The 21,775-nt window shown below is 62.5% G+C and carries 23 protein-coding genes and 1 pseudogene; 10 read left to right on the top strand and 14 right to left on the bottom strand.

Annotated elements, in window-relative coordinates:
• Positions 1–487 (bottom strand): annotated as a pseudogene (locus KBY72_RS03890) (BMC domain-containing protein); the annotation flags it as partial.
• 275 nt (positions 488–762) lie between these two features.
• Between KBY72_RS03890 and KBY72_RS03885 the strand changes: the two are divergent.
• The gene (locus KBY72_RS03885; protein ID WP_254941166.1) at positions 763–1,140 is read left to right on the top strand and encodes a hypothetical protein; all 378 of its coding nucleotides are present in this window, start codon (positions 763–765) and stop codon (positions 1,138–1,140) included.
• On the opposite strand, the gene KBY72_RS03880 is transcribed toward KBY72_RS03885, so the two are convergent.
• The 3 genes from KBY72_RS03880 to psaM form a co-directional block, all read right to left on the bottom strand.
• A complete protein-coding gene (locus tag KBY72_RS03880; protein ID WP_254962321.1) occupies positions 1,137–2,117 on the bottom strand; it encodes a protochlorophyllide reductase in 981 nt (326 codons plus the stop codon). The genes KBY72_RS03885 and KBY72_RS03880 overlap by 4 nt on opposite strands.
• A gap of 27 nt (positions 2,118–2,144) precedes the next feature.
• Complete coding sequence (locus tag KBY72_RS03875; protein ID WP_254962322.1) at positions 2,145–2,408, bottom strand: hypothetical protein; 264 nt, start codon at positions 2,406–2,408, stop codon at positions 2,145–2,147.
• A gap of 322 nt (positions 2,409–2,730) precedes the next feature.
• The gene (psaM, locus tag KBY72_RS03870; protein ID WP_106502470.1) at positions 2,731–2,835 is read right to left on the bottom strand and encodes a photosystem I reaction center subunit XII; all 105 of its coding nucleotides are present in this window, start codon (positions 2,833–2,835) and stop codon (positions 2,731–2,733) included.
• An 89-nt stretch (positions 2,836–2,924) separates the two neighbouring features.
• Between psaM and KBY72_RS03865 the strand changes: the two genes are divergently transcribed.
• Positions 2,925–3,407: a CRR6 family NdhI maturation factor gene (locus KBY72_RS03865; protein ID WP_254962323.1), complete on the top strand. Its 483-nt coding sequence runs from the start codon at positions 2,925–2,927 to the stop codon at positions 3,405–3,407.
• On the opposite strand, the gene KBY72_RS03860 is transcribed toward KBY72_RS03865, so the two are convergent.
• Positions 3,387–4,190, bottom strand: coding sequence for a sulfite exporter TauE/SafE family protein (locus KBY72_RS03860; RefSeq protein WP_254962324.1), 804 nt, complete (start codon positions 4,188–4,190; stop codon positions 3,387–3,389). The two genes, KBY72_RS03865 and KBY72_RS03860, sit on opposite strands and share 21 nt — an antisense overlap.
• A gap of 14 nt (positions 4,191–4,204) precedes the next feature.
• On the opposite strand from KBY72_RS03860, the gene KBY72_RS03855 reads away from it, so the two are divergent.
• Entirely contained in the window at positions 4,205–4,990 is a 786-nt protein-coding gene (locus KBY72_RS03855) for a lipoyl protein ligase domain-containing protein (protein ID WP_254962326.1), read from the top strand.
• Here the strand turns inward: KBY72_RS03855 and KBY72_RS03850 are convergent.
• Positions 4,897–6,159 carry a site-2 protease family protein gene (locus tag KBY72_RS03850; protein ID WP_254962327.1) on the bottom strand — a complete coding sequence of 421 codons (1,263 nt, stop codon included), beginning with the start codon at positions 6,157–6,159 and terminating at the stop codon, positions 4,897–4,899. The genes KBY72_RS03855 and KBY72_RS03850 overlap by 94 nt on opposite strands.
• Before the next feature lie 98 nt (positions 6,160–6,257).
• On the opposite strand from KBY72_RS03850, the gene KBY72_RS03845 reads away from it, so the two are divergent.
• Both KBY72_RS03845 and KBY72_RS03840 read left to right on the top strand, forming a co-directional pair.
• A complete protein-coding gene (locus KBY72_RS03845) occupies positions 6,258–6,950 on the top strand; it encodes a phosphoribosylanthranilate isomerase (RefSeq protein WP_254962329.1) in 693 nt (230 codons plus the stop codon).
• A 53-nt stretch (positions 6,951–7,003) separates the two neighbouring features.
• Positions 7,004–7,492 (top strand): hypothetical protein, encoded by a 489-nt coding sequence (locus tag KBY72_RS03840; RefSeq protein WP_254993107.1) that lies wholly within the window; start codon positions 7,004–7,006, stop codon positions 7,490–7,492.
• Positions 7,493–7,553: 61 nt separating this feature from the next.
• Here the strand turns inward: KBY72_RS03840 and folE are convergent, their stop codons facing one another.
• The 6 genes from folE to KBY72_RS03810 form a co-directional block, all read right to left on the bottom strand.
• Positions 7,554–8,297 carry a GTP cyclohydrolase I gene (gene folE, locus KBY72_RS03835; RefSeq protein ID WP_254993106.1) on the bottom strand — a complete coding sequence of 248 codons (744 nt, stop codon included), beginning with the start codon at positions 8,295–8,297 and terminating at the stop codon, positions 7,554–7,556.
• Positions 8,298–8,305: 8 nt separating this feature from the next.
• Positions 8,306–9,028, bottom strand: coding sequence for an SDR family oxidoreductase (locus KBY72_RS03830; RefSeq protein ID WP_254993104.1), 723 nt, complete (start codon positions 9,026–9,028; stop codon positions 8,306–8,308).
• 34 nt (positions 9,029–9,062) lie between these two features.
• Positions 9,063–10,052 (bottom strand): acetyl-CoA carboxylase carboxyltransferase subunit alpha, encoded by a 990-nt coding sequence (locus KBY72_RS03825; protein ID WP_254993102.1) that lies wholly within the window; start codon positions 10,050–10,052, stop codon positions 9,063–9,065.
• Positions 10,053–10,082: 30 nt separating this feature from the next.
• Complete coding sequence (locus KBY72_RS03820) at positions 10,083–11,135, bottom strand: long-chain acyl-[acyl-carrier-protein] reductase (protein WP_254993100.1); 1,053 nt, start codon at positions 11,133–11,135, stop codon at positions 10,083–10,085.
• 61 nt (positions 11,136–11,196) lie between these two features.
• Complete coding sequence (locus KBY72_RS03815; RefSeq protein ID WP_254960956.1) at positions 11,197–11,940, bottom strand: aldehyde oxygenase (deformylating); 744 nt, start codon at positions 11,938–11,940, stop codon at positions 11,197–11,199.
• A 44-nt stretch (positions 11,941–11,984) separates the two neighbouring features.
• A complete protein-coding gene (locus KBY72_RS03810; RefSeq protein WP_254960955.1) occupies positions 11,985–12,788 on the bottom strand; it encodes a creatininase family protein in 804 nt (267 codons plus the stop codon).
• Between the two features lie 49 nt (positions 12,789–12,837).
• On the opposite strand from KBY72_RS03810, the gene KBY72_RS03805 reads away from it, so the two are divergent.
• From KBY72_RS03805 to KBY72_RS03790, 4 genes are all read left to right on the top strand, one after another.
• Entirely contained in the window at positions 12,838–14,121 is a 1,284-nt protein-coding gene (locus tag KBY72_RS03805) for a S1 RNA-binding domain-containing protein (RefSeq protein ID WP_254930974.1), read from the top strand.
• Complete coding sequence (locus KBY72_RS03800) at positions 14,118–15,002, top strand: Tab2/Atab2 family RNA-binding protein (RefSeq protein WP_254930973.1); 885 nt, start codon at positions 14,118–14,120, stop codon at positions 15,000–15,002. The genes KBY72_RS03805 and KBY72_RS03800 overlap by 4 nt, the downstream gene beginning before the upstream one ends.
• A gap of 9 nt (positions 15,003–15,011) precedes the next feature.
• Complete coding sequence (gene pgeF, locus KBY72_RS03795) at positions 15,012–15,827, top strand: peptidoglycan editing factor PgeF (RefSeq protein ID WP_254930972.1); 816 nt, start codon at positions 15,012–15,014, stop codon at positions 15,825–15,827.
• 104 nt (positions 15,828–15,931) lie between these two features.
• On the top strand, positions 15,932–16,294 hold the full coding sequence (locus KBY72_RS03790; protein WP_254930971.1) for an AbrB family transcriptional regulator: 363 nt from the start codon (positions 15,932–15,934) through the stop codon (positions 16,292–16,294).
• On the opposite strand, the gene KBY72_RS03785 is transcribed toward KBY72_RS03790, so the two are convergent.
• Positions 16,233–17,936 carry an NAD(P)/FAD-dependent oxidoreductase gene (locus KBY72_RS03785; RefSeq protein ID WP_254960959.1) on the bottom strand — a complete coding sequence of 568 codons (1,704 nt, stop codon included), beginning with the start codon at positions 17,934–17,936 and terminating at the stop codon, positions 16,233–16,235. The two genes, KBY72_RS03790 and KBY72_RS03785, sit on opposite strands and share 62 nt — an antisense overlap.
• A 244-nt stretch (positions 17,937–18,180) precedes the next feature.
• Between KBY72_RS03785 and KBY72_RS03780 the strand changes: the two genes are divergently transcribed.
• Positions 18,181–19,293: a metallophosphoesterase family protein gene (locus KBY72_RS03780; protein WP_254930970.1), complete on the top strand. Its 1,113-nt coding sequence runs from the start codon at positions 18,181–18,183 to the stop codon at positions 19,291–19,293.
• Between the two features lie 17 nt (positions 19,294–19,310).
• Here KBY72_RS03780 and ppsA read toward each other — a convergent pair whose 3' ends face one another.
• Positions 19,311–21,731, bottom strand: a complete 2,421-nt coding sequence (ppsA, locus tag KBY72_RS03775) for a phosphoenolpyruvate synthase (RefSeq protein ID WP_254960952.1) — start codon at positions 21,729–21,731, stop codon at positions 19,311–19,313.
• Positions 21,732–21,775 lie beyond the last annotated feature (44 nt).

Here is a 21,775-nt window from a genome sequence, read left to right as displayed (position 1 = left end):
TGATCGCTCGGATGATCTCGGTCCAGCTGACCTCGCAACGGCTGCGGAGCTCCACCCGGCTGCCGATGGCCTCAAGCACCACGTCGCCGGAGTGGAGGACGTTGCTCTGATCGCGGTGGTAGAGCGCCAAGGAGCCGAAGGCCCGCTCCACGATCATCTGGCCAAGCCGCACCGTGCTGGCCTTGAGGGCAATGTCGGTGACCCGGTGCACAGCCATGCCCGGAGATACCTCCAGCCACAAGCAGGCGTCACCGGGAATGGGCAGGAAGCCCTGGCTAACCGTGCCCATGTAGGCAGCTAGCTGGGGCTGCAGCGAATCAAGAAATACGTATGTGCGCAGCTCAATCGACTGCACATGGCTGGATTGGCGTGCCAGCCGGGAACCCTCGCTGTCGGTGGTAATCACACAACTGGCGCCTGAGCTGTCGCTGCCCACCCGGGTGCCAGTGATCTGGGTGCCGCCACTTGAGCTTGAGCCAAGCGCCATCTCCCGACGCCGGCGCAGCGCCAGTTCGTCTCGGGAGGGAAGGCGGGATGGCAAGGGGAAATCCTTCGAACAGCTAGCCCTCACATCGGCATTGCTGCGGCTGGATCTTAACCCTGAAGCCCCCTGCCCCTTGCCCATCGCGGCTGAGCCGGTACCGTCCGGCCAACGTTCAGGGGACGTCCATGGCCACCCGCCGCACCGCTTCTAGCTCCACTCGCAGCCAGGCTGCCCAGGCAGAACCCATGCCCGCTGGAGACAGTGTCAACAGTGCTCCGATGCCTGAATGGATGGCCCAGGCAGCAGCCCAGGGAGTCAAGCCGGAGCAAGCACTGGCTTTCATCGGTATGGGATTGATGCAGAAGATGGCCGGTTCGGCCCACGACCTGCCCTGGCTTTGGTCTGAGGCCGAAGACGGTGGCCAGGCCGATCTGGCTGCTTTGCGGCAACGCCTCGAGCTCACCCAGCTGGCCGTCCAGACCGGGGCACCCCTCAGCACTTCCGAGGTGAGTCAGCTGCTTGGTGCCCGCCCCACCAGTGAAACGGTTGAGAGAGGCGGACTCAAGGCCCGCCGCCTTAGCCGCAACGTCTGGAAATTGAGCCTCGCTGAAGAAGCATCCAGCCGCAGCGACGATGCCTTCCGCCGCCGCTTTTAGGCCGGCGTCAGCCCCACCAACTTCATTGATTCCTCCCACAAGGTCTGCGCCGTTTCGGGGTTACTGGCCTTGTCGGAGAGCTCCTGACTGAATTGCCGTCCCCCTTTGGTTTGGCGGTTGCCCCAGCTCCAGTGCACACCCGAGGCGGAAAAATCTGGATCGGCCACCACCTGGCCAACCCGATCTCCTGCCAATGCCTGGCTTACATATCCGCCGGTGATATTTTTCTGGAACCAAGGGAAAATAGTCTGAAACGCCCGCGGCGTGCTGCGGAAAAGGGGCGAGTCGGCAACGCAGCCTGGGTATAGCGAGCTGAAAACGATGCCGGTGCTTTCGTGCAGACGACGATGCAGCTCCTGGGTCGTGATCATGTTGCAAAGCTTGCTGTCTTTGTAGGCCTTGCCAGGTTTGAAGGCCTTGCCGTTGGCCATGGAGATAGGGGCTTTAAATCCGGCCTTGAAGCCGGCACAGTCGCCCAAGTCAGCTGGAGCTGGGATCGGAATCTTGCCGCCCAGTTCCTTGGAGTTGGCCGTCACGGTGCCAAGAATCACCACCCGCCGCGAGGGGTGGCTTGAGCGCTGCAAGTCGCCCAGCAGTAGCTGAATCAGTAAAAAGTGCCCCAGGTGATTGGTGGCCATCGATATTTCGTAGCCCTGCGGGGAGCGCTCGGGCTGCTTTAGCCGCGGTTTGTAGACAGCCGCATTGATCACCAGGGCATCCAAGGGGCGTCCCAGGGACGCCACCAAAGTTTCGACTCCCACCCGAACGCTGTCGAGATCGCCGAGGTCAAAACGCAGATGACTAAGCTGTTCTGCAGGAATCCCCAGGCTGGCTGCGGCAGCAGCGGCTTTGACGGGATCACGGTTGGCCGTCACCACATGCCAGCCGCGTTTAGCAAGGGCACTTGCGGCATTGAGGCCCACCCCTGAGGTGGTGCCGGTGATCAAAACCGTTCCGGCGGCTGCTGTTGCGGCCATTAAGTGAATTGCGAGAGGGGCCCCAACCTACGGGGTGGCCTGCTGCCAAACCACCCGCAGGCGATTGGGGGCAATCCACTGATTTTGCTCGCGGATCAGCCGCTGCTCCCCTTCCACCATGAACAGATGGTCAAAGCGTTGGCGTGCTTTGGAGAGTTTGGCCCGTTCAAGGCCGAGCACCGCTGAGAGCTCACCCTGGCGCTCCATCCGCTCCTGATAAGCGGTGGCAAGTCGTACCAGGCTGACGCCAGCGACCACAACAAGGCCAACCTTGAGAACCAGTCCGATCACGCTGCAGAGCAATTCTTGCCGCTCACTTGAGAGGGCTTGCAGTGCGGCTGCTTCACCGCCAGTAATTATCTGGGGATCAGGCTGGGACGCCGGATTGGGGAGCGACGCAGGCTTGCGGAGGGAAGAAGGCCTGGAATCCGTACCAGAAAGCGGCTTTCTTTCTCGCCGCAAGGGCAGATTTTGCCTGGCCTGATAACTGGATAGCTGGAGAGGCGGCATGGGGGCAACGAGGGATCAAACCCCGCTGGGGCCTAGACGCTTTTAGCTAGCCAGGTGCAACTTGCCAAGGTGTAAGGCTTGCCAAGGAGCAATGGCCAGCTTCTCAGGCTTTGTAAAGGCTGAAGCAGAGGCGAACGGCCAGCACGCCCGCATGGGCGGCCACCACCAGGGCAATCAGCACTTCGGCCTGGCTGAGAGTGGAAACCATGGGAGGGCAGCAAGCAACTGGATTCGCCCCATTCTTTGCCCTTAGGTGGCTACGGTCCAGCTTGTCCCGCCCTGCTGTCACAGCTCTTGATGGCCCCTGTGGAGATTTCCGAGAGCCAGATCCGCCAGTTGGATCTTGCAGCTCTCAAGCCCTGGTTCAGCCTTAGCCCTGATGCCCTTGTCCAGCAGGCTGGTTCCCTGGAGCTTCACTTCAATTGGCCCCGTGCCGACGACGACCCCCGGGAGCTGTCGGAAATTGCCGAGTTGCGGCTTTGGTCCCTGCGGGCCGATGCGGAAGCTCCCTGGCTGCCCCTGCTGCTGGAGCGTGGCGGCGGCCAACTCACCCGCCACGTGGCGATGGTGCTGCCCCACCAATTCAGCCGCACGGAGGGCATCCGTTTTGCCCCCGAGTCCCTGGAGCTTTGGATCACCCACAGGCTTTTCAGCCTTGACGCCTGGGCGCGCCTGCACGGTTTGAGTTGCCGTCAGGGCTTAGCCCAGATGGCTGCGGTTCTTGGCTACGAGCTAGACGGAGGCTTCTGGGCGCCACTTTCAGCCGGGGCGGCTCAGTAGTAGTGCCAGGGACCTGCGACCGCTGTCGAGCGCAAGTATGAAAGTTAAAGCCCGCAGTAGCCACGTCAGCTGACCGTCGCTGACCCGATCCAGCCTGGCGGCCGACCAGTGGGCGGCAGCAGCTGCTGTGCCTCCTAGGAGCATCCCAATCGGCAGCAGTGCTCGGCCATCCAGCAGGAAGGTGGTTGAGGCGACTGAGGCTGAGGTGAGCACCGCCAGGGTGCTGAAGCGGATTGCCAGGTGAATTGGCACCTGCATCAGCTGCACCATCAAGGGAACCATCACCAGGCCACCGCCGAGACCGAGCAATCCGGTGGCCATGCCTGCGACCATGCCGGTGGCTGTCAAACCCGCCAGCTTCAAGCTGGCGGTATCGATGGCAGCCTGCGCCGACGGGGGGCGAAAGCTCAAGGCCAGTCCTCCATACATCAACGCCTGCATTGCGAGCAACATCCAGCCATGGAGCACCAGCCCAACCTGGCTGAACAGGCCTGCACCGAGGCCTGCACCCAGCACAATCGCCAAGCCCCCGCGCCAGGGAAGGCTGCGGTTGCGCAGGTGGGCCCAGGTGCCACCCAGGGTGGTGGGCACGATCGCCAGGGTGCTGGTGGCCAGGGCCTGGTGCGGATCAAGTCCGGCTAGCAGCAATAGGGGGGAAAACACCAGCCCACCGCCGATGCCCAGCACTCCCGACAGCAGACCCGCCAGCAGGCCAAGGGGCAGATAGGGCAACAGGCTCCACAACATCCGGGCAACCTTGCGGAATGGATCACTCTCCAGCATCTCCCCTCCCAGCCATGCGGCTGCTGCCCAGCAGCTGCCATCCGGGAGCCAGGCAGATGGCGATAGACAGCCTGCTGCTGGACCAAAGGGCACCGGCCTTTCGGCTCTACTCCTGGCAGCACCCCACCCTGTCGCTGGGGTTTCACCAGCGCTGCATAGAACCCCATTGGCAGGCGCTGGCAGCGGCGGGGGTGATCGATTTGGTGCGGCGACCAAGTGGCGGCCGTGCCGTGCTCCACGCCGGAGAGCTCACCTACGCCCTGGTGTGGCCTGATCCCCCCCTATCGCGTCAGGAGACGTACGGCAGCGCTTGCGCCTGGCTTGTGAATTGCTTTGCCGGATTGGGACTGCCATTGCAGGCAGGCCGCCAGGCCGCCAGCCCACAACCCAGCAGCTGCTTTGCCACCAGTACGGGTGCGGATCTAGGGCACGCCAGCGGCGTCAAACGGGTTGGCAGCGCCCAGCTCTGGCGCCGCGGCTGCCTGCTGCAGCACGGCTCGATTCTTTTGGAGCCACCCGCCGACTTATGGAAGCTTGTGTTTGGCGGGCCGCCACCCCAATTGCCAGTTCTGCCCATAGACCGCACTGAGCTGGAGCTGCGTTTGATCCAAGCGGCCAAGGCTGAGCTGCCTGCGGCGGCGGCCGGTAACAGGACCATTCCCCTCAGCAGCGAGGAATGGGAACAGATTGCAGCGACCGAGGCCAGTTACGGGCTGACGTTGGCTGGCCCCTCCTCGCTTGCTTCACCAGAGGCCACCATGGAGCGCACCACCTGGGCTAAGGCCAGGCCAAGTGGATAGGTGCCTTGGCGACGGGCGGCCTCAAGGATGGGAGCGGGCAGGCGCAGGCCCAACTTGGCAAGCACCGCCTCGCCGAGCTCGGGGCGTTCGATGGTGCCGCAGGGGAGGCCGGCTGGGCTTAGCACCAGCAGTCGGTTGCGGCCGCTGTCCTCGAGTTGCTGCACCGCTTGCCACAGCGGTGCCGACTCCCGGATGGAGGGCAGGCTCGAGAGGGGCTGGATGTGGTCGCCGATGCTGTCCGTATCCCAACGCTGCACTGGCAGTTGTTGCAGGGGCTTGTCGTCGATGAAGCCCTGCCAGCGGCCGCGATCGCAGACCAGCAGCCAGTCGCCTTGGTCGACCTCGCTGGCTTGGGAGACACGCATCTGGCTCAGTTCCCGTAACCGACCTGCCGCCTCAAGCACCCGAAATCGCCGCCCAGCCGCATCCCGTACTTTTAGTTCGTTGAGGGTTTGCTGTAAGGCGAGCATTTGGCGCTGATTGCGCGAGGCCCCAAGTCCAAACCAGCCCAGCAGCATCAACCAGGCGCCGCTGAGGCCCCCTCCGCGCAGCAGCACCACGGTGCCCATGCCAATGGCAAGCAGGGAAAGGAAGCGCCCACAGCTGTTGGCAACCTCCACGCCGCGCCGCTGGCTACCGCTGGCTTGCCACACCAGGGCCTTCACAATCAAGCCCCCATCTAGCGGTAGGCCTGGCAGCAGGTTGAACAGGGCCAGCACCATGTTGAGGGTGCCCAGTTCTGAAACCATGGCGCCCAGCAGGGGGGAGAGATGGGCGGCTGGATGGGTCGCGGCCAGCAGGCCCACGCCCAGTACCAGGCTCACGGCAGGGCCAGCCGCTGCCACCAGCAGGGCGCCCCGGGCGGTGCTGCACTCGCGCTCCACGCTGGCCACGCCGCCGAGCAGGAACAAGGTGATGCTGCGCACCTCAACCCCCTGGGCCAGGGCCACCAGGGAGTGGCCCAATTCGTGTAGGAGCACCGAAACGAACAGCAACATTGCCGTAACCAGCCCCAGGCCCCAGAGCACCGGGGCACTCATCGGATCTTTGAGGGTGAGGCTGTATTGCTGTTGGAAGGCCGCGGTGGCAAGCACCAAGATCACAAACCAACTGGGGTGGATCCGTAGGGGGATGCCCCGAATTTTGAAAATTTGCCAGCCTTCTCCCACTGCCCTCTGTATTGGTGTCTGCTCCTCGTGCTGGTCAAGCCAGTTGAAGAGCAGCAGGACTCTGATCCTAGAAAGGGGCGACAGCCTTTGCCCTCGCCATGGCATCCCCCCTGCTGAAGATCTGTGGGTTGCGGGAACCGGACCAGGCCGCAGAGGTGGCTCAACTGGGGGTGGATGCGATCGGCGTGATCGGCGTGCCGGGCTCGCCTCGCTTCCTTGATGCTGAACACCGGCCGGCGCTTTTTGGGGCGATGCGGGCCGCGGCGCCTGGCTGCCGCGGTGTGCTGGTGGTGGCCGATCCGCTCGAGCAGCAGTGGGCCCAACTAGAGCTGGGACAGGGTCATGCTGTGGTGCAGTTGCACGGCTCAGAAACACCCCAGCTCTGCGGCCAGCTGCGCTCCCGCTTGGGCTGTGAGATCTGGAAAGCCCTGAGGATTCGCAGGCCGGAAGATCTGCAGCGGGCCTTTGACTACTCCCTGGTGGTGGATGCCTTACTTCTCGATGCCTGGGTGCCCGAACAGTTGGGCGGTACCGGCCACCGCATTCCGATTGAGTGGCTGCAGGGTTTTACGCCAGTTCTTCCCTGGTGGCTCGCGGGGGGCATTAGGGCCGACCGGGTGCCGGGAGTGCTGAGCCAGCTGCGCCCCACAGGCCTAGATGCCTCCAGCGGCGTGGAGCGAAGCCCAGGCAATAAGGATCTCGATCAGGTTGCAGCACTAGTGGCTGCGGTACGGGTTGCTGGCCTCGCTGGGCCTTCCCAGTCAAGATCGGTGGGTCTTGCCCCTTCTTGATGGGTTTGTTTCGTACATCTACGCTTCTTCGTCCATCCCTCTGGGCCCTGGCGTTGACCATTGGCTCGGGTTTAGGACTAGGCCCGCTGGCACCGGTACGGGCCCAGGACCTAGTGGGCTGCCAGCTGGTGGATGGCCAGCTTTCCTGCATACCAGGGGTGAGTGCCGACCCCCAGTCCCAGATCCGTGCCCTGCGCCAGCAGATCAATACGGATCTGCAACAGGAGAGTGCTGTTCAGCAGCAAATCGATGGTTTGCAGCAGCTGGTGCTCCAGGGTGAAGCCGTGCAGGGGGCAGTACTACAGGCCACGGCCGTAGCCGACGTTTTGGCCGCATTGCCACCCTCAGCGTTTCACTGGTACCGGCGTAGCCCTGGTGCCAACCAGTGGCTGCTGATTGACGGCGCAACAGGGCCCAGCTACGTCTTGCAGCTTCAAGACGTTTCAGCCCAGGTAATGGTGGTGATAGCGGTGCCAGCCCAAGGGGGTGGCTCTGGCCGGCAGGCTTCGCCGGCCATTGGACCAATTGGCAGCAAACCCTGAGGTTGATTTTCGGGGAGGGTGGTCTTCGGGGGAAGGTGACTTTCTACCTAAAGCTTTCGCTTTAGGTAGAAAGCATGCACTCCTGCTGCTTAACCAGCTCGAAAAATTCAGCCTTAAGGCTTGGATCTATACGGAAATCGCCTCGCACCACAGAATTGACCATGCTGGTTTGGGGCTCCTTCACACCACGCCACTTCATGCAGTAGTGCTGGGCTTTTACCAGAATCGCCAGACCTTGGGGCTCGCAAAGACGCTCGATCTCATCGGCCAAGATCATTACAGCTTCTTCCTGAATATGAGGCCTTGAGAATACCCAATCGGCAACTCTAGAGAATTTGGACAGGCCAATCACCCGATCACCTGGCTTAATACCAATCCAGCAATTGCCCAAAATGGGCACCAAGTGGTGAGAACAGGCTGAGCGAACGGTAATGGGACCAACAGTATAAATTTCATCCAGCTTTTTAACATTTGGAAAACTGGCGATCTTGGGCTGCTCGTGGTAGCGCCCCTTAAAGACTTCGTGTAGGTACATCCGGGCGACACGCTCAGCTGTCTCCTCGGTGTTGTGATCTTTGTCTATATCGATGACGAGACTACGTAGCAATTCGCGAACCTTGCCCGCCACCTCAATCTCCAACTGCTCGAGCTCACCATCGCGCAGGTGGTCAGAAATGTTGTCGTTTGCGAGGTAAGCAACTCCTGCAGCGTCAAGACGCTCACGGATTCGCAGACTTATGGGCAGGGGAGCTGAATCGGGTGTAATGGAAAGCGAAGGAAAGCTGGACGGCAGGGTGGAAGTCATAGGGGGGCTCAAAGCGCGCCGGCGGCCGGCATGAGGGTGAGATCTTCCACCACTGAGGTGGCTGGCTGTTGGGCCAGGTACAGCAGGGCTTCAGATGCCCTTTCAACGTCAAGCATGGCACGGCGATCGAACGTGCTGTGGACGTTTTCGCTCTCCCAGAGAGGCGTATTCACCGCACCTAGGGTAAGGGTGCTTACCCGTATGCCAAAGGGGCGTTCTTCGACGGCAAGGCATCGACCAAGGGAGAGGAGAGCGGCCTTGCTAACGCAGTAAGCGCCCCAGTCGGGGAAGGCTTGGTGGGCTGCATGGCTGTTCAGATTGATGATATGTCCGCCGCCAGCCTGCCTGAGTCTTGGAAGCAGCGACTGGCAAACCTGAAATACAGCACTGAGATTGAGCTGCATCAACCGTTGCCATTGCTCCAGGGGCATCTCTGCCAAGGAGCCTGTATAGGCAACGCCGGCATTGTTAATTACAACAGTAGGTGTGAGGCCTCGGCTGCAGAGGTCTTCCAGTCCGGGAGCAATAGTGGCAGGCTCGGCGAGATCGAGGCCGATGGATTCGATTCTCCTGCCAGTGGGCTTTAGATCCGTCGTAAGCGAATCGAGATCGACAGTAGTCCTGGCTAGCAGGAGCAAATCGTAACCGGCAGCGGCAAACTTTTGGGCTGCTGCTGCACCTATGCCTCGCGAGGCGCCGGTGATCAGAGCAACAGGTGCTGAATCAGCCAAAAATTCTAGGAGGCAACGGGACCTGAAACAAATCTTAAGAGCTGGCGGAAGCAATTGGGGACTCGCTGTCGAGCACCCTTCCCATGCGGCGGAATTTGGCGTAGCGCTGCTCGATCAATTGGGATTCACTTAGGCCCTGCAGTTCGCTGAGTTGCTCCAGCAGGGCAGATTTCAAGGTCTCAGCGGCCTGGAGAGGAGCCGAGTGGTTGCCGCCGGCAGGCTCGGGCAACACCAGGTCAACGATGCCGAGCTTGAGCAGATCAGGGCCTGTGATCTTGAGAGCCTCAGCGGCAGTGGAGGCCTTGCCTGCGTCCCGCCACAGGATCGAGGCGCAGGCTTCTGGGCTGGCCACTGTGTAAACGCTGTGCTCGAACATCAGCAACCGGTCGGCTATGCCGATGCCCAGGGCGCCACCAGATCCGCCTTCGCCGATCACCGTGGCAAGGATCGGCACCCGCAGCCGGAACATCTCACGGAGATTGACGGCGATCGCTTCACCCTGCCCCTGCTCCTCGGCCAGCACCCCCGCGTAGGCCCCCGGCGTATCGATGAAACTCAAGATCGGCAGGCGAAAGCGATCGGCATGCTCCATCAGCCGCATCGCCTTGCGATAGCCCCCTGGGGATGCCATGCCGAAGTTGCGGGCGACATTCTCCTTGGTGTCGCGGCCTTTTTGATGTCCGAGCAGCACCACACCCTGCTCACCGATCCTGCCAACCCCACCCACTAGGGCCCGGTCGTCACTGCCACGGCGGTCGCCATGCAGCTCCAGCCACTCATCAGTAATCACCTGGATGTAGTCCAGGGTGCTGGGCCGCTGGGGGTGGCGGGCCACCTGGATCTTCTGGGAGGGCGTCAGGGCATCGAAGATGTCTTTGCGACGTCTGGTGGCCAGGGTCTCGAGCTGCAGCAGCTGCTGACTCACATCCACCTCCGAGTCGCGTGCCAACTGGCGGATCTGCTCGATCTGCTCTTCGAGCTCAACGAGGGGTTTTTCGAACTCCAGCAAGGCGCGGCGGGCCATGGCGGGGATGGGCAAGGGGAGTAAAGGTATTCAGGCAGTAGTCAGGGCCGGGGTGGGATCGATCTGGGCAGACAGCCCCAGGGCCTCGAAGCCATGGCTCAGGGAGGCGGCACCGATCAGATCCATCTTGTCGAGGCTGATGTTGTTGCGCCCCCAGCTGAAGTTGGTGTGGATACCTTCGAACTCCAGCAGAATGGCCTCGGCGAAACAGGCAAACATCTGACGTTTGGGGTTGTCCATTTCAGCCATTTCCATCATTTGCCAGGTGATGTCGCTGAAAAACTCAACGATGCCGCCCTTCAATACATGGATGCCGTTGCCACTGGCCTTGGTGTCTAGGTTTTTCGGGTAGCCGCCGTCGATCATCAGGCAGGGCGACTTAAGACTGGCCGCATCAATGCTCAGCGTTTGGGGCAAGCTGGCCACCCACACCACTACATCGGCTTCCGGTAGGGCCTCCTCCAGCTTGAGGATCCGGCCGCCGCCAAGCTCCTGCTGTAGGTCCAGCAAGGGTTGGGCCTGGCGGGCGACCAGTAAGAGCTCCTTGACTCCAGTGCGCTGACTCAGCCAGCGGCATACAGCGCTGCCGATATCACCGGTAGCCCCAATGACTGCGACCCGGGCCTGGCTCAGATCAATACCGAGCTTGGGGGCATTGGTTTCCACCTGGCGACAAATCACCCAGGCGGTGTGGGTATTTCCGGTAGTGAATCGCTCCCATTCCAAGGTGGTGGAACGGATTTGCTGCTCCTTGAGCAGGTTGAAATTTTCAAAAATGATCGAGGTAAACCCGCCTAAAGCGGTGATATCGATACCATTTTTTTGGGCCAGCTCCATGGCGCTGAGCACCTTGCGGCGAGCGGTTTTAAACCGACTCAGCATTTCTGGCACGAAGCAGGAGTCGATGTATGCCCCTTCTATGGTCTTGCCTGTGGCGCTGGTGACCTGAAGATGCTCCACCAATTGGGGCGGGGCACTACACCAAACGTCGAGGTCACCTTCGGCAAACTCTTCAAAGCCAAGAGTGCGAGCCTTTTCACGGGCAGCCTCGAAGCTTGTGGAGTGACCGATCAGGCCGAACATGGGCAACCCCAGGGGATGTCGCGGACGCTACATCTTGCCACGACACCCCTGGCAGGAGGCTTCAGCCGATCAATGCAGCAGCTGCCATTTTGGCAATCTCCCTGGAAGTGAAGCCAACTTCGAGCAGAGCCTCTTGGTAGGAGGTGAGGAAATCGGCCATCAAATCCTCCTGGTCCATTTGCAGAACAGCCGCGTCGCCAGCGACCTGCTGGAGCATCTTGCGCACCAGGGGCAGATTCTCACGGTTTGCCTGCTCCAGCTCCCCTCGCACCGTTTCAAGGTTGGCTTTCAGCCATTCCTGACCGTAATTAAGGTGTGTGTACTCATCTTTGACTACACCTTCGGTGATCTTACGCGCAAATGGATCGGCTACAGGGATATAGATGTGATAAGCCGAAATGGCAAAGGCCTCGATCAGAATGGCCTGAATCAAAAGACAGGTTGTGACCTTACCTTCAGCTAAAGCCTTCTGAAAGTTGTTGTGCAGAGGCGAGAAGAACTCCTTAGCAAACGGCATGTCAGCAGTGACGCCGAGGTTGTTGGCGCAAGCTGTGAAGCCCTTCATGTGCTTCAGCTCCATGCGGGCCAATTTTGTGAGCTCCTCAGCTTGGTCGGGGAGAAGCCCACCGATAGAGATGTAATTGTCGTGAGCTTCCTGCTCACCTTCAATCACGATCGCGTTGATGCGGCTGTAGGCGTCCTTGTAGGTGTCTGTGCTGAAGTCGGGCAGTTGGTCGGATGGGAACGCCTCAGTGACATTCTCAGTCACATTGTCAGTGACATTGGTAGGAGCAAGAGTTGCCATGGCAGCCGCGCTGTTGGATCTGATCATCTGACTGTAACCACCCCCTACCGAACTCTGACCGTCCCTTGGCCTGGCCAGGGGCTGGCCAGCAGGGTTTCGAAGCGGTGCTGCCAACCTGCGACCAACCGGTCAAAAAGTTGGGCTCCCAGGGCTGCAGAAGCGCCGCGGGCGTCGCCAACCACTCCGGTGAGGCTGAGTTCCTGGCTGAGCCAGGCAAGCGGGGCGGCCCCTTCCAGGCTCCAGCCCGCGGGGATGACCTCGCCTCGCTTGCCGTCGCAGGGGCGCTGCTCGCCCACCAGCTGGGGGGCGAGGTGCAGCATCAGGCTGGTTTCCGCCAGGCCCGCGTGCAGCCCGTCGGAGCGCTCCGGCTCGGGGATGAGCTCGGCGATCCCCTCGGGACCACTCCATAAAAAGCAGGGCAGCACGGCTAGCGCGGGCCGCTCCGCCCGCAGCTGGCGCGCGGCGGTCTGAAGCAGTGATATTTGGCCTCCGTGTCCGTTAAACAACACCAGCCGCTGAAAACCTGTGCCGGCAAGTTCATGGCCTACGGCCACCAGTTGCTCGATCAGGACCTGGGGGGGGAGGCTGATGGTGCCACTGAAACCACGGTGCTCTGGGGAGAAGCCAATGCTCTGCAGCGGCAGCCGCAAGATGGGCAGGCTTGGCTCCAGCGCTGCCAAAACTGCGTCCAGCACTCGCTCAGCAAACAGGCCATCCGTTCCGAGCGGCAGTTGGGGGCCGTGTTGCTCGACCGCCCCCCAGGGCCAGACAACCGTGCTTCCTGGCTGGGCTGCAAGCTCCTGAACCTGCGGCCAGGCCAGCTGCTCAAGGTGGCGCTGCTGGGGCATTTTTTGAGGACTGATCACTACAGTGTGGGGCTCTCAGCCCTTAGTGGAGATGGCCGGTACCGGCAGTCAACCGCCCTCATCCTCATCCCGGCCCGTGCCCCCTGGTCCTGCGCGCCCAGTGCCTGCACGCCCCCAGCCTCTGGCGCCCCTGCGTAAGCCGCCCCAGGTGTTGATGATCCGCAAGGACGAGCCAGCCCCGCAGTCGTCTGCGACTGAACCTGCGCTTGCCGCAGCTCCCCAGGCTCCCGCTCAGCTCGCTCCCGTTAACCGGGTTGCAGCACCTGCCAGCACTCCTGTCCGAAACGACGACGACCTGTTTGACCTGGGGTCCATGGAGGGCCTCACCATGGCCGACCTGCTGGGCCCTGACCCGAGTCAGAAGCGGGCTCCCAAGGCTGCTGTTGCCGGAGAGCCCAGCACCAAGCCCGCGGCGCGGAGCGTCGACGATTTCGACTTTGACGAAGAAGCCTTTCTGGCGGCTCTCGACGACCACGAGCCCCATGGCACCACTGGAGAGGTGGTGCGCGGCACCGTGATCGGTGTCGAAAGCGATGGCGTTTACGTGGATATCGGCGGCAAGGCGCCGGGTTTCATGCCCAAGAAAGAGTGCGGCCTGGGGGTGATCACCAACCTCAAGGAGACCTTTCCGAAGGGGCTGGAGGTGGATGTGCTCGTCACCGGTGAGCAAAACGCCGATGGCATGGTGACCATCAGCGCCCGTGCCTTGGCCCTGCGCCAGAGCTGGGAGAAGGTGAGGCTCCTGGAGAAGGAGGGCAAGGTGGTGCAGGTCAAAGTGAACGGCTTCAATCGAGGTGGTGTCACCTGTGAACTTGAGGGATTGCGCGGCTTCATCCCCCGTTCCCAGCTGCAGGAGGGCGAAAACCATGAGGCTTTGGTGGGTAAGACCCTTGGTGCCGCTTTCCTAGAGGTCAATCCAGAGACCCGCAAGTTGGTGTTGTCGGAGAAGAAAGCTGCCACTGCAGCCCTGTTCCAAAACCTGGAGGTGGGTCAGCTGGTCGAAGGCCAGGTGGTGGCAATTAAGCCCTATGGCTTGTTTGTCGATCTAGGCGGTGTGAGCGGTTTGTTGCATCAATCGGCAATTAGTGGTGGTCAGCTGCGGGACCTGCGTGAGGTTTTTGGCCAGGGAGACCGGGTCAAGGCCCTGATCACCGAGCTGGATCCGGGCCGGGGCCGCATCGCCCTCAATACCGCCCTTCTCGAGGGACAGCCCGGTGAACTGCTGATCGATCGCGACAAGGTGATGGCTGAGGCTCCAGATCGGGCCAACCGGGCCCGCTCCGTGCTGCGCCAGCAAGAACAAGGGGCCGGATGAAGCAGGCCGCTCCAGATTGGGAGCTCGACTACTACTCCCGTCCCATCCTTGAAGAAGATGGCAAAAAGCGCTGGGAGCTGCTGATTTGTTCCACCCCTGAGGTGCCCGGACCAGGGGAGGTAGCGAGCGAATCCTTCCGCTGGGCCCAGGCCTGCCCTGCCACCAGCGTTAATTCGATCTGGCTGAGGGAGGCTCTGGAGGCAGCATTGGCTGGTGCTGCCTCCCAGGGTTTTGGGCCGCCTCGGCGGCTGCGCTGCTGGCGTGGCTCGATGCGCACCATGGTGCAGCGGGCTGCTGAGGGGCTGGGATTGGAGCTGGTGCCCAGCCGCCGTACCTACGCCCTAGTCAACTGGCTGCAGGAGCGGGAGCGCCTGGTGTATCCCCAGGAGCCCGGCTACATGGCGGGCCCGCTAGCACCGCCCCCCCAGGCTTTGCGACCGATTGCGGTGCCCTTGCCGGAAGAGGCGCGGGGCGACAGCTGGGCCTGGGCCACCTTGCCCTTGGGTGTCCTAGCCGCTGCATCGGAGTGGGAGGTTGGCTTTGCGGGCCTCGTACCCCTACCAGAGGCGGGGGCTGCCGAACTGCCGGTGCCGGGCATTCGCCTATTCAGCTCCACCAGGGCCCTGGCCCTGGCCGGCTGGCTGGCTGGGCTCGAACCCGTGCGGCTTGAGATCAGTGGCCCGCAGCTAGTGCTTGAGGCAGGCCTTGAGGATCGCTGGCTGCTCACCAACTTGCCGGCTGAGGAGGCAGAGGTGGCCACTGCGGCTTTTGCTGCCGCCCGAGAGCAGGCCGGTGGCCTTCAGTTCCTTGCCGTTCAAGCCAGCGAGCAGGACCAGCGCTTTGAGGGCTTCTGGTTGCTGCGCGATCTTCCCGACGCTTGATTCCCCACGATGGCCGAAGCGGTTGATCCCCCCTTTGATCGTCCCGACCGGGACTTCAATCCCTTGCCCGGTTGGACCTGGGTAGGTACCTATGGCGGCTACTACCTCCAGTGCGACCTGCTCCAGTCGTTTGAGCATGGCTTCTTTACACGTCAATGGCAGGGACGGGGGCCTGAGGTGCTGGCGGCTTATTTGAGCGCTGGGGTGAGTGTGCACCGTCTGCGTCAGGTGCACAGCGCCTTGGTTTTGCCAGCCAGCCAGGCCAGCGCCGATCCCTTTCCCGAGGCCGATGGTCTTATTAGTGATGCCGGCGGCCAAAGCCTCTGGGCTTGTGGCGCTGACTGCACCCCGGTGCTGATTGCTGATCCCGCTACTGGCCGGGTGGCGGCTTGCCACGCTGGTTGGCGCGGTGTGGCTGGAGGCATCCTCGAGCGCGCCGTGCAGCAGCTGGTGGATGGAGGCAGTCGGCCGGCCGAGCTGCTGGTGGCCCTAGGACCAGCGATCGGCGGTGGCTCCTACCAAGTGCAGCGGCTGGTGTCTGAACAGGTTGCGGCGTCTCTAGCCGCCGCCCCTGATGCGTCTTTGCTGCCTGTTCTGCTTGAGCAGTTGCGTCAGTGCGGCGCTCTGCAGGCCGATCCAAACCCTATGAAAGACCGCCTTGATATTCGCCTTGCCGCCCAGCTCCAACTGGAGCGACTTGGGGTGCCCACGGCGCAAATTGGCCGCTGCCCTCTTTGCACAGCCAGCGAACCACTGCTTTTTCACTCCTGGCGGCGCGATCAGGTGAAGGCGGTGCAGTGGAGCGGCATTGTTTCTCAGGCTTGAATCTTGGCGCTGTTTCGAGCTGGATTCGCCTTCAATCAAAGCCGCGTAGCTTGCATTCGGGCCTGTTTCTGCGCAATAATGCAGAAGTTGCATAATTATGATCAATGCTCACTGGTGTCGACCTCCTCGCCAAGGTCAAAGAACTCGGGGATGTGAGCAAGTCTGACTTGGTTCGCGCTTGCGGCTATGTCTCCCACAAAAAAGATGGTTCGGAACGGCTGAACTTCACAGCCTTCTACGAGGCTCTCTTAAATGCCAAGGGAGTCGATTTTGGCAGTGCAGCCAAAACCGGGAAGGGCGGCCGAAAACTCAGCTTCAACACCAAGGTCCAGTTCAACGGCAACTTGATGGTCGGCAAGGCTTATACGGGCATGCTTGACCTCAAGCCTGGCGATGAGTTCGAAATCAAGTTGGGTCGCAAACAGATTCGCTTGGTACCACTGGGTGCTGAGGACGAGGAAGAGTGATCGACAGGGCTACCTGTTCGGCCACTTTGATGCCATCAATTGCTGCCGAGAGGATTCCGCCGGCATAACCAGCTCCCTCGCCGGCTGGGTATAACCCTGGGGTGTTACCACACTCCAGGGTTATTTCGTCTCTGGGTAGCCGCACGGGCGACGAGGTGCGGGTCTCTACACCGGTGAGCAGGGCATCGCCCATTAGGAAGCCTGGAATGCGGCGATCGAAGGCGGGCAGGGCCTCTCGGATAGCTGTCAGCACGAACTCCGGTAGGCAGCCAGCCAAATTTCCATAGCAAACTCCTGGTTGGTATGAAGGAATCACTCCGCCACTGCCCTCACTTGAGCGGTTGGCGAGGAAATCTCCAACCCGCTGGGCAGGTGCTTGGTAGTTAGATCCGCCTGTAACAAAGGCGCGCCCCTCCCAATAGCGCTGAAAAGCAACGCCGGCGAGGGGATCGTCGTCTCTTTCCCCATAGGGCGTCAGATCGGCTAGCTCGATACCCACCACGATGCCGCTGTTGGCATTGCGTTCATTGCGGGTGTGCTGGCTCATGCCATTGGTAACTACTCGACCTGGCTCCGAGGTAGCCCCCACCACCAATCCCCCCGGGCACATGCAAAAGCTGTAGACACTGCGGCCCAAGTTGGCTGTCTCACGGCAGTGATGCACCAGCTTGTATTCAGCTGGGCCCAGGCGGGGGTGGCCGGCGGCCTGCCCCCAGCGGGCCCTGTCAATCAGGCTCTGGGGGTGTTCGATGCGTAGACCAGCGGCAAAAGGCTTGGGCTGCATCGCCACGCCGGCGGTTTTCAACATCTCAAAGCTGTCCCGGGCGCTGTGGCCAAGGGCCAGCACCACCTGGGTGGCGGCAATTCGTTCGCCGCTATCGAGCTGCAGACCCTGAATGGAGCGGTCCACGGGATTTAGCTCCAGGCCGTCTACCCGGCACTCGAAGCGCACCTCGCCCCCTAGGGCCTCGATTCGCTGCCGCAACCCCCGCACCACCGTGGCCAGTTTGTAGGTGCCGATGTGGGGGTGGTGCAGGGTGAGGATGTCAGGGTTAGCGCCTGCGGCAACTAGCTCCTCCAGCACCTTGCGCACGTAGGGCTTGGCTTCGCTCACCTGGCTGTAAAGCTTGCCGTCGGAGAAGGTGCCAGCCCCACCCTCGCCAAATTGGGCATTTGATTCGGGATTGAAGTCAGCGCTCCCCTTCCAAAAGCCGAAGGTGTCGGCGCTGCGCTCCTTGACCGCCTTGCCCCGCTCCAGCAGTAGGGGACGAAACCCCATCTGGGCCAGCAGCAGGGCCGCGAAATAGCCGCAGGGACCAGCTCCCACCACCACTGGTCGCAGCTTTCCAGCGTTGGCTCCGCTTACGACGGGGTGATAGGTCGTGTCGGGGCAGGGCCGCAGATGGGGGTCGCCGGCAAAGCGCTTTAGAAGCCGGGCCTCGGCACGGGCATCAAGGTCCAAATCCAAATCCAGGCTGTAAACGATGGTGATCGCCGCGCTCTTGCGGGCATCAACGCTGCGCTTAACCAGCCGCAACCCAAGTAGTTGATCGGGGGCGAGCCGCAGGCGCCTCAGCACTGCCGCCGCCAGGTCGGCCTCGCTGTGGTCGAGGGGCAGCTTCAATTCGCTCAGGCGCAGCACTACCGACTCCAAGGGGGCGCCTGCACGGGAGCCGGGCGCTGATTCATGGCGTTATTTCAGCAGTCTTGGCTCCACTGCGCCTGAAATTGAATTGGGCTGCCAGGCTGGAGGTCGATGCGGCGTCGATTCTTTGTCGATTACCCACTGCCCCCTTTGCATGGCCCTGGCGGTCCTTTGTGTGCTGCGAGCCACGGCCCACGGCACCTTGCTCTGGCGTCTGTCTGCCTAGGCGGGGCGCTAAACCATGGGCATGTTCCAGCGCAGCACGCCGAAGAACCTCACCTGGCCGATGGTCACCTGGCCTGGTGCGTTCGTCTCCCGACGTGGCTTCCTCAGCTTGGCTGGCTTGGGAGTAGCCGCCCTTGCGGCCTCAGGCCTGAGCCCTGAGGCCACTGCCGCCCCTAGAGGCGGTGCCAAACCGCTGCTGCCGCCCCGGGGCGACCTGCGCCTGGTGGCGATCAGCGATCTCAACAGCAGCTACGGCTCCACCAGCTACCTGCCGGAGGTGCTGCGGGCCGTTGAACTGATCCCCAGCTGGAAACCCGATCTGGTGCTCTGCGGCGGCGACATGGTGGCGGGCCAGAAGCAGGGCCTCAGCCGGGTACACCTCAGCGCCATGTGGGCCTCCTTCCATCGCCAACTGCTGGCACCTCTGGAGCGGGCTGGGCTGCCGGTGGCGATCACCATGGGCAACCACGACGCCTCTTCCGCCCGCTCTGGGGGCCACTACATATTTGAGCTCGATCGCCAGGAGGCCGAGCGTTATTGGCGCGGCCAGCAGAATGCCTTGGGGTTGAAGTTTGTTGATGCCAGCCGCTTTCCCTTCGCTTACAGCGTGCGTCAGCACGACCTTTTCCTGCTGGTGTGGGATGCCTCCTCGGCCGCCCTGCCCGCCGAACAGGTGGCCTGGGCCGAGCGCCAGCTGCGCAGCCCCGAGGCCCAATCGGCCCGGTTGCGGCTGGTGCTTGGCCACCTGCCGCTGCTGGCCGTAGGAGAGGGCCGGGACCGGCCTGGCGAAGTGTTGCAGCAGAGCGAGTCCCTGCGCCAGTTGCTGGAGCGCACCGGCGCCCATGCCTACATCAGCGGCCACCATCACGCCTTCTTCCCAGGCCGGGTGGGTCAACTGGACCTGCTCAACCTCGGTGCCCTGGGCAGCGGTCCGCGCCGCCGGCTGCAGGACAGCACGGCTCCGGTGCAGACCCTCACCGTGATCGATGCCTTCTGGCCCCAGGGTGATGGCGCGGGACGCACGACCTACACCAGCTACAACATGACCACCCTGGAGTCGATCAGCAGCCAGCAGCTACCGGCCCAGATTCAACCCAGTCAGGGACCGCCGCTGCGGCGGATCGGCTGAGAGATGCGGTTGGCGGCTCAGGCCAAGCTGGCCTCGATCCTGGCCACCTCCAGGCGGGTGGCGATCACGGCGTCGGGGTTGAGGCTGATCGAATCAATGCCCTCCTCCACCAGGAAGCGAGCGAAATCGGGGTAGTCGCTGGGGGCTTGGCCGCAGATGCCGATCTTGCGGCCGCAGCGTTTGGCGCTTTGGATTGCCAGGCGAATCATGGCCTTCACGGCCGGATGGCGCTCGTCAAACAACTCAGCCACCAAGGCTGAATCGCGATCCAGCCCCAGGGTGAGCTGGGTGAGGTCGTTGGAGCCGATCGAGAAGCCATCGAAGCGCTCGGCAAACGCCTCTGCCGCGATCACGTTGCTTGGTAGCTCGCACATCACATACACCTCAAGCCCGTTTTCACCCCGCACCAGGCCGGAGCGGGCCATTTCGGCCAACACCCGATCCCCCTCCTCGGGGGTGCGGCAGAAAGGCACCATCGGGATCACATTGGTGAGTCCCATGGCATCGCGCACCCGTTTAAGGGCCTGGCATTCGAGGGCAAAAGCAGCGCGGAAGGCGGGGGCGTAATAGCGGGAGGCGCCCCGCCAGCCGAGCATCGGGTTCTCCTCGTTGGGTTCAAACGCAGCTCCCCCAAGCAGGCGAGCGTATTCATTGCTCTTGAAATCGGAAAAGCGCAGGATCACCGGCCTGGGATAGAAAGCCGCTGCAATGCGGGCCATGCCCTGGGCCAGTAGATCCACGTAGTACTCGGCGGGGCTGGTGTGGCCGGCCGTTAACCGGGCTATCTGCTGCCGCTGCTCGGCGTCAGCAACCCGCTCAGGCTGGAGCAGGGCCAACGGGTGCACCTTGATGTGATTGGCGATGATGAACTCCAGCCTGGCCAGGCCCACCCCGTCGCAGGGAATGGCCGCAAGGTTGAAGGCCTCCTCCGGATTGCCCACACTTATCAAGATCTGGGTGCGGGTGACGGGCAGATCGCCAATGGCCTGCTCCGTGACGCTGAACGGCAGGTTGCCCCGGTACACCCGGCCGACATCGCCTTCGCAGCAGCTGATCGTGATGGCGTCGCCGTCATGGATGCGCTGGGTGCCATCGCCGGTGCCGACGATGGCCGTAATGCCCATCTCGCGGGCAATGATCGCCGCATGGCAGGTGCGGCCGCCCTGGTCGGTCACCACGCCGCTGGCTCGTTTGAGGATTGGTTCCCAGTCGGGGTCGGTGCGTTCGGTGATCAGTAGGTCGCCAGCCTCAAAACGGCTGATTTCGCCGGGATCCTTAATCACCCGGGCTACGCCGCTGCTCACCGAGGCGCCGATGGCGCGGCCGCTCACCAGGGTTTGCGCCTGATGGGGCTCCAGGTGCCAGCTGCGCAGCACCGCCTGCTGCTGCCGCGACTGCACGGTTTCCGGACGGGCTTGGAGGATGAACAGCTCGCCTGTGAGGCCATCTTTTGCCCACTCGATGTCCATCGGCGTGGGAGCGCCACGCTTAGCGCTGTAGTGACGCTCGATTTGGCAGGCCCAGCGGGCCAGGGTGAGGCACTCGTCATCGCTGAGGGCGAAGCGGTTGCACTCGGCTTCCGGCACGGGCTCGTTTGTCACGGTTATCCCCGCTTCCCCATACACCATCCGGATCGCCTTGCTGCCCAGTCGCTTACTGAGGATCGGCGCAAAGCCCTGCTCAAGCGTTGGCTTAAAAATCAGCACCTCATCGGGGTTAACGGCGCCCTGCACAACGTTTTCACCGAGGCCGTAGGCGGCGGTGAGCAGCACCGCGTCGCGGAAGCCTGTCTCGGTGTCGATGCTGAACATCACCCCGGCGCAGGCCAGATCGGAGCGCACCATGCGCTGCACACCGATCGAAAGGGCGACCTCGAGGTGATCAAAACCATTGAGCTGGCGGTAGGAGATGGCCCGGTCGGTGAACAGCGACGCGTAGCAACGCCGGCAGGCCTGCAGCAGGGCAGCTTCGCCCTGAATATTGAGGAAGGTCTCCTGCTGGCCAGCAAAGCTGGCATCGGGCAGGTCTTCGGCTGTGGCGCTCGAGCGCACTGCTACCGCTGGCAAAACGCCATCTAGTGTTGCCAGCTCTCGATAGGCGGCCAGGATCGCTTCGCTGAGGTCGGCGGGCAAGGTGGTGTTCAGCAGCAGGTTCCGGGCGGCTTTGCCGGCGGCCTGCAGGGCACCGAGATCATCAGCATCCAGGTTTTGGAGTAGATCCTGCAGTGGAGTTCTTAGGTCGTTGCTGCGCAGAAGGTGGCTGTAGGCGGCGGCTGTGGTGGCGAAGCCTCCAGGCACCCGCACACCCTGGCCCGCGAGCTCGCGGATCATTTCGCCTAGGGAGGCGTTTTTGCCGCCCACCTCGGCGATCGCCCCGATGCCAACTGCCGCGAACGGCACGACGAGCAGTTCGCGGCAGTTGGCACGGGTAGTTGGCATGGGTAAGTTGGCAGCCACCATGAATCTGGCGCCTTCTTGGGGCG

The sequence above is a fragment of the Cyanobium sp. BA5m-21 genome (genome assembly GCF_024346235.1).
Classification (GTDB): domain Bacteria; phylum Cyanobacteriota; class Cyanobacteriia; order PCC-6307; family Cyanobiaceae; genus Cyanobium_A; species Cyanobium_A usitatum.
The sequence above is the reverse complement of the archived record's forward strand: the minus strand, read 5'-3'. Positions and strand labels throughout refer to the sequence as shown.

Bases quoted from the DNA above. Each gene is read 5' to 3' on its own strand.
- ppsA (WP_254960952.1), bottom strand. From the start codon at position 21,731: ATGCCAACTACCCGTGCCAACTGCCGCGAACTGCTCGTCGTGCCGTTC.
- KBY72_RS03780 (WP_254930970.1), top strand. From the start codon at position 18,181: ATGGGCATGTTCCAGCGCAGCACGCCGAAGAACCTCACCTGGCCGATG.
- KBY72_RS03885 (WP_254941166.1), top strand. From the start codon at position 763: ATGCCTGAATGGATGGCCCAGGCAGCAGCCCAGGGAGTCAAGCCGGAG.
- psaM (WP_106502470.1), bottom strand. From the start codon at position 2,835: ATGGTTTCCACTCTCAGCCAGGCCGAAGTGCTGATTGCCCTGGTGGTG.
- KBY72_RS03855 (WP_254962326.1), top strand. From the start codon at position 4,205: ATGCGGCTGCTGCCCAGCAGCTGCCATCCGGGAGCCAGGCAGATGGCG.
- KBY72_RS03865 (WP_254962323.1), top strand. From the start codon at position 2,925: ATGGCCCCTGTGGAGATTTCCGAGAGCCAGATCCGCCAGTTGGATCTT.
- KBY72_RS03815 (WP_254960956.1), bottom strand. From the start codon at position 11,940: ATGGCAACTCTTGCTCCTACCAATGTCACTGACAATGTGACTGAGAAT.
- KBY72_RS03880 (WP_254962321.1), bottom strand. From the start codon at position 2,117: ATGGCCGCAACAGCAGCCGCCGGAACGGTTTTGATCACCGGCACCACC.
- KBY72_RS03790 (WP_254930971.1), top strand. From the start codon at position 15,932: ATGCTCACTGGTGTCGACCTCCTCGCCAAGGTCAAAGAACTCGGGGAT.
- KBY72_RS03820 (WP_254993100.1), bottom strand. From the start codon at position 11,135: ATGTTCGGCCTGATCGGTCACTCCACAAGCTTCGAGGCTGCCCGTGAA.
- KBY72_RS03805 (WP_254930974.1), top strand. From the start codon at position 12,838: ATGGCCGGTACCGGCAGTCAACCGCCCTCATCCTCATCCCGGCCCGTG.
- KBY72_RS03810 (WP_254960955.1), bottom strand. From the start codon at position 12,788: ATGCCCCAGCAGCGCCACCTTGAGCAGCTGGCCTGGCCGCAGGTTCAG.
- KBY72_RS03800 (WP_254930973.1), top strand. From the start codon at position 14,118: ATGAAGCAGGCCGCTCCAGATTGGGAGCTCGACTACTACTCCCGTCCC.
- KBY72_RS03845 (WP_254962329.1), top strand. From the start codon at position 6,258: ATGGCATCCCCCCTGCTGAAGATCTGTGGGTTGCGGGAACCGGACCAG.
- folE (WP_254993106.1), bottom strand. From the start codon at position 8,297: ATGACTTCCACCCTGCCGTCCAGCTTTCCTTCGCTTTCCATTACACCC.
- KBY72_RS03825 (WP_254993102.1), bottom strand. From the start codon at position 10,052: ATGGCCCGCCGCGCCTTGCTGGAGTTCGAAAAACCCCTCGTTGAGCTC.
- pgeF (WP_254930972.1), top strand. From the start codon at position 15,012: ATGGCCGAAGCGGTTGATCCCCCCTTTGATCGTCCCGACCGGGACTTC.
- KBY72_RS03860 (WP_254962324.1), bottom strand. From the start codon at position 4,190: ATGCTGGAGAGTGATCCATTCCGCAAGGTTGCCCGGATGTTGTGGAGC.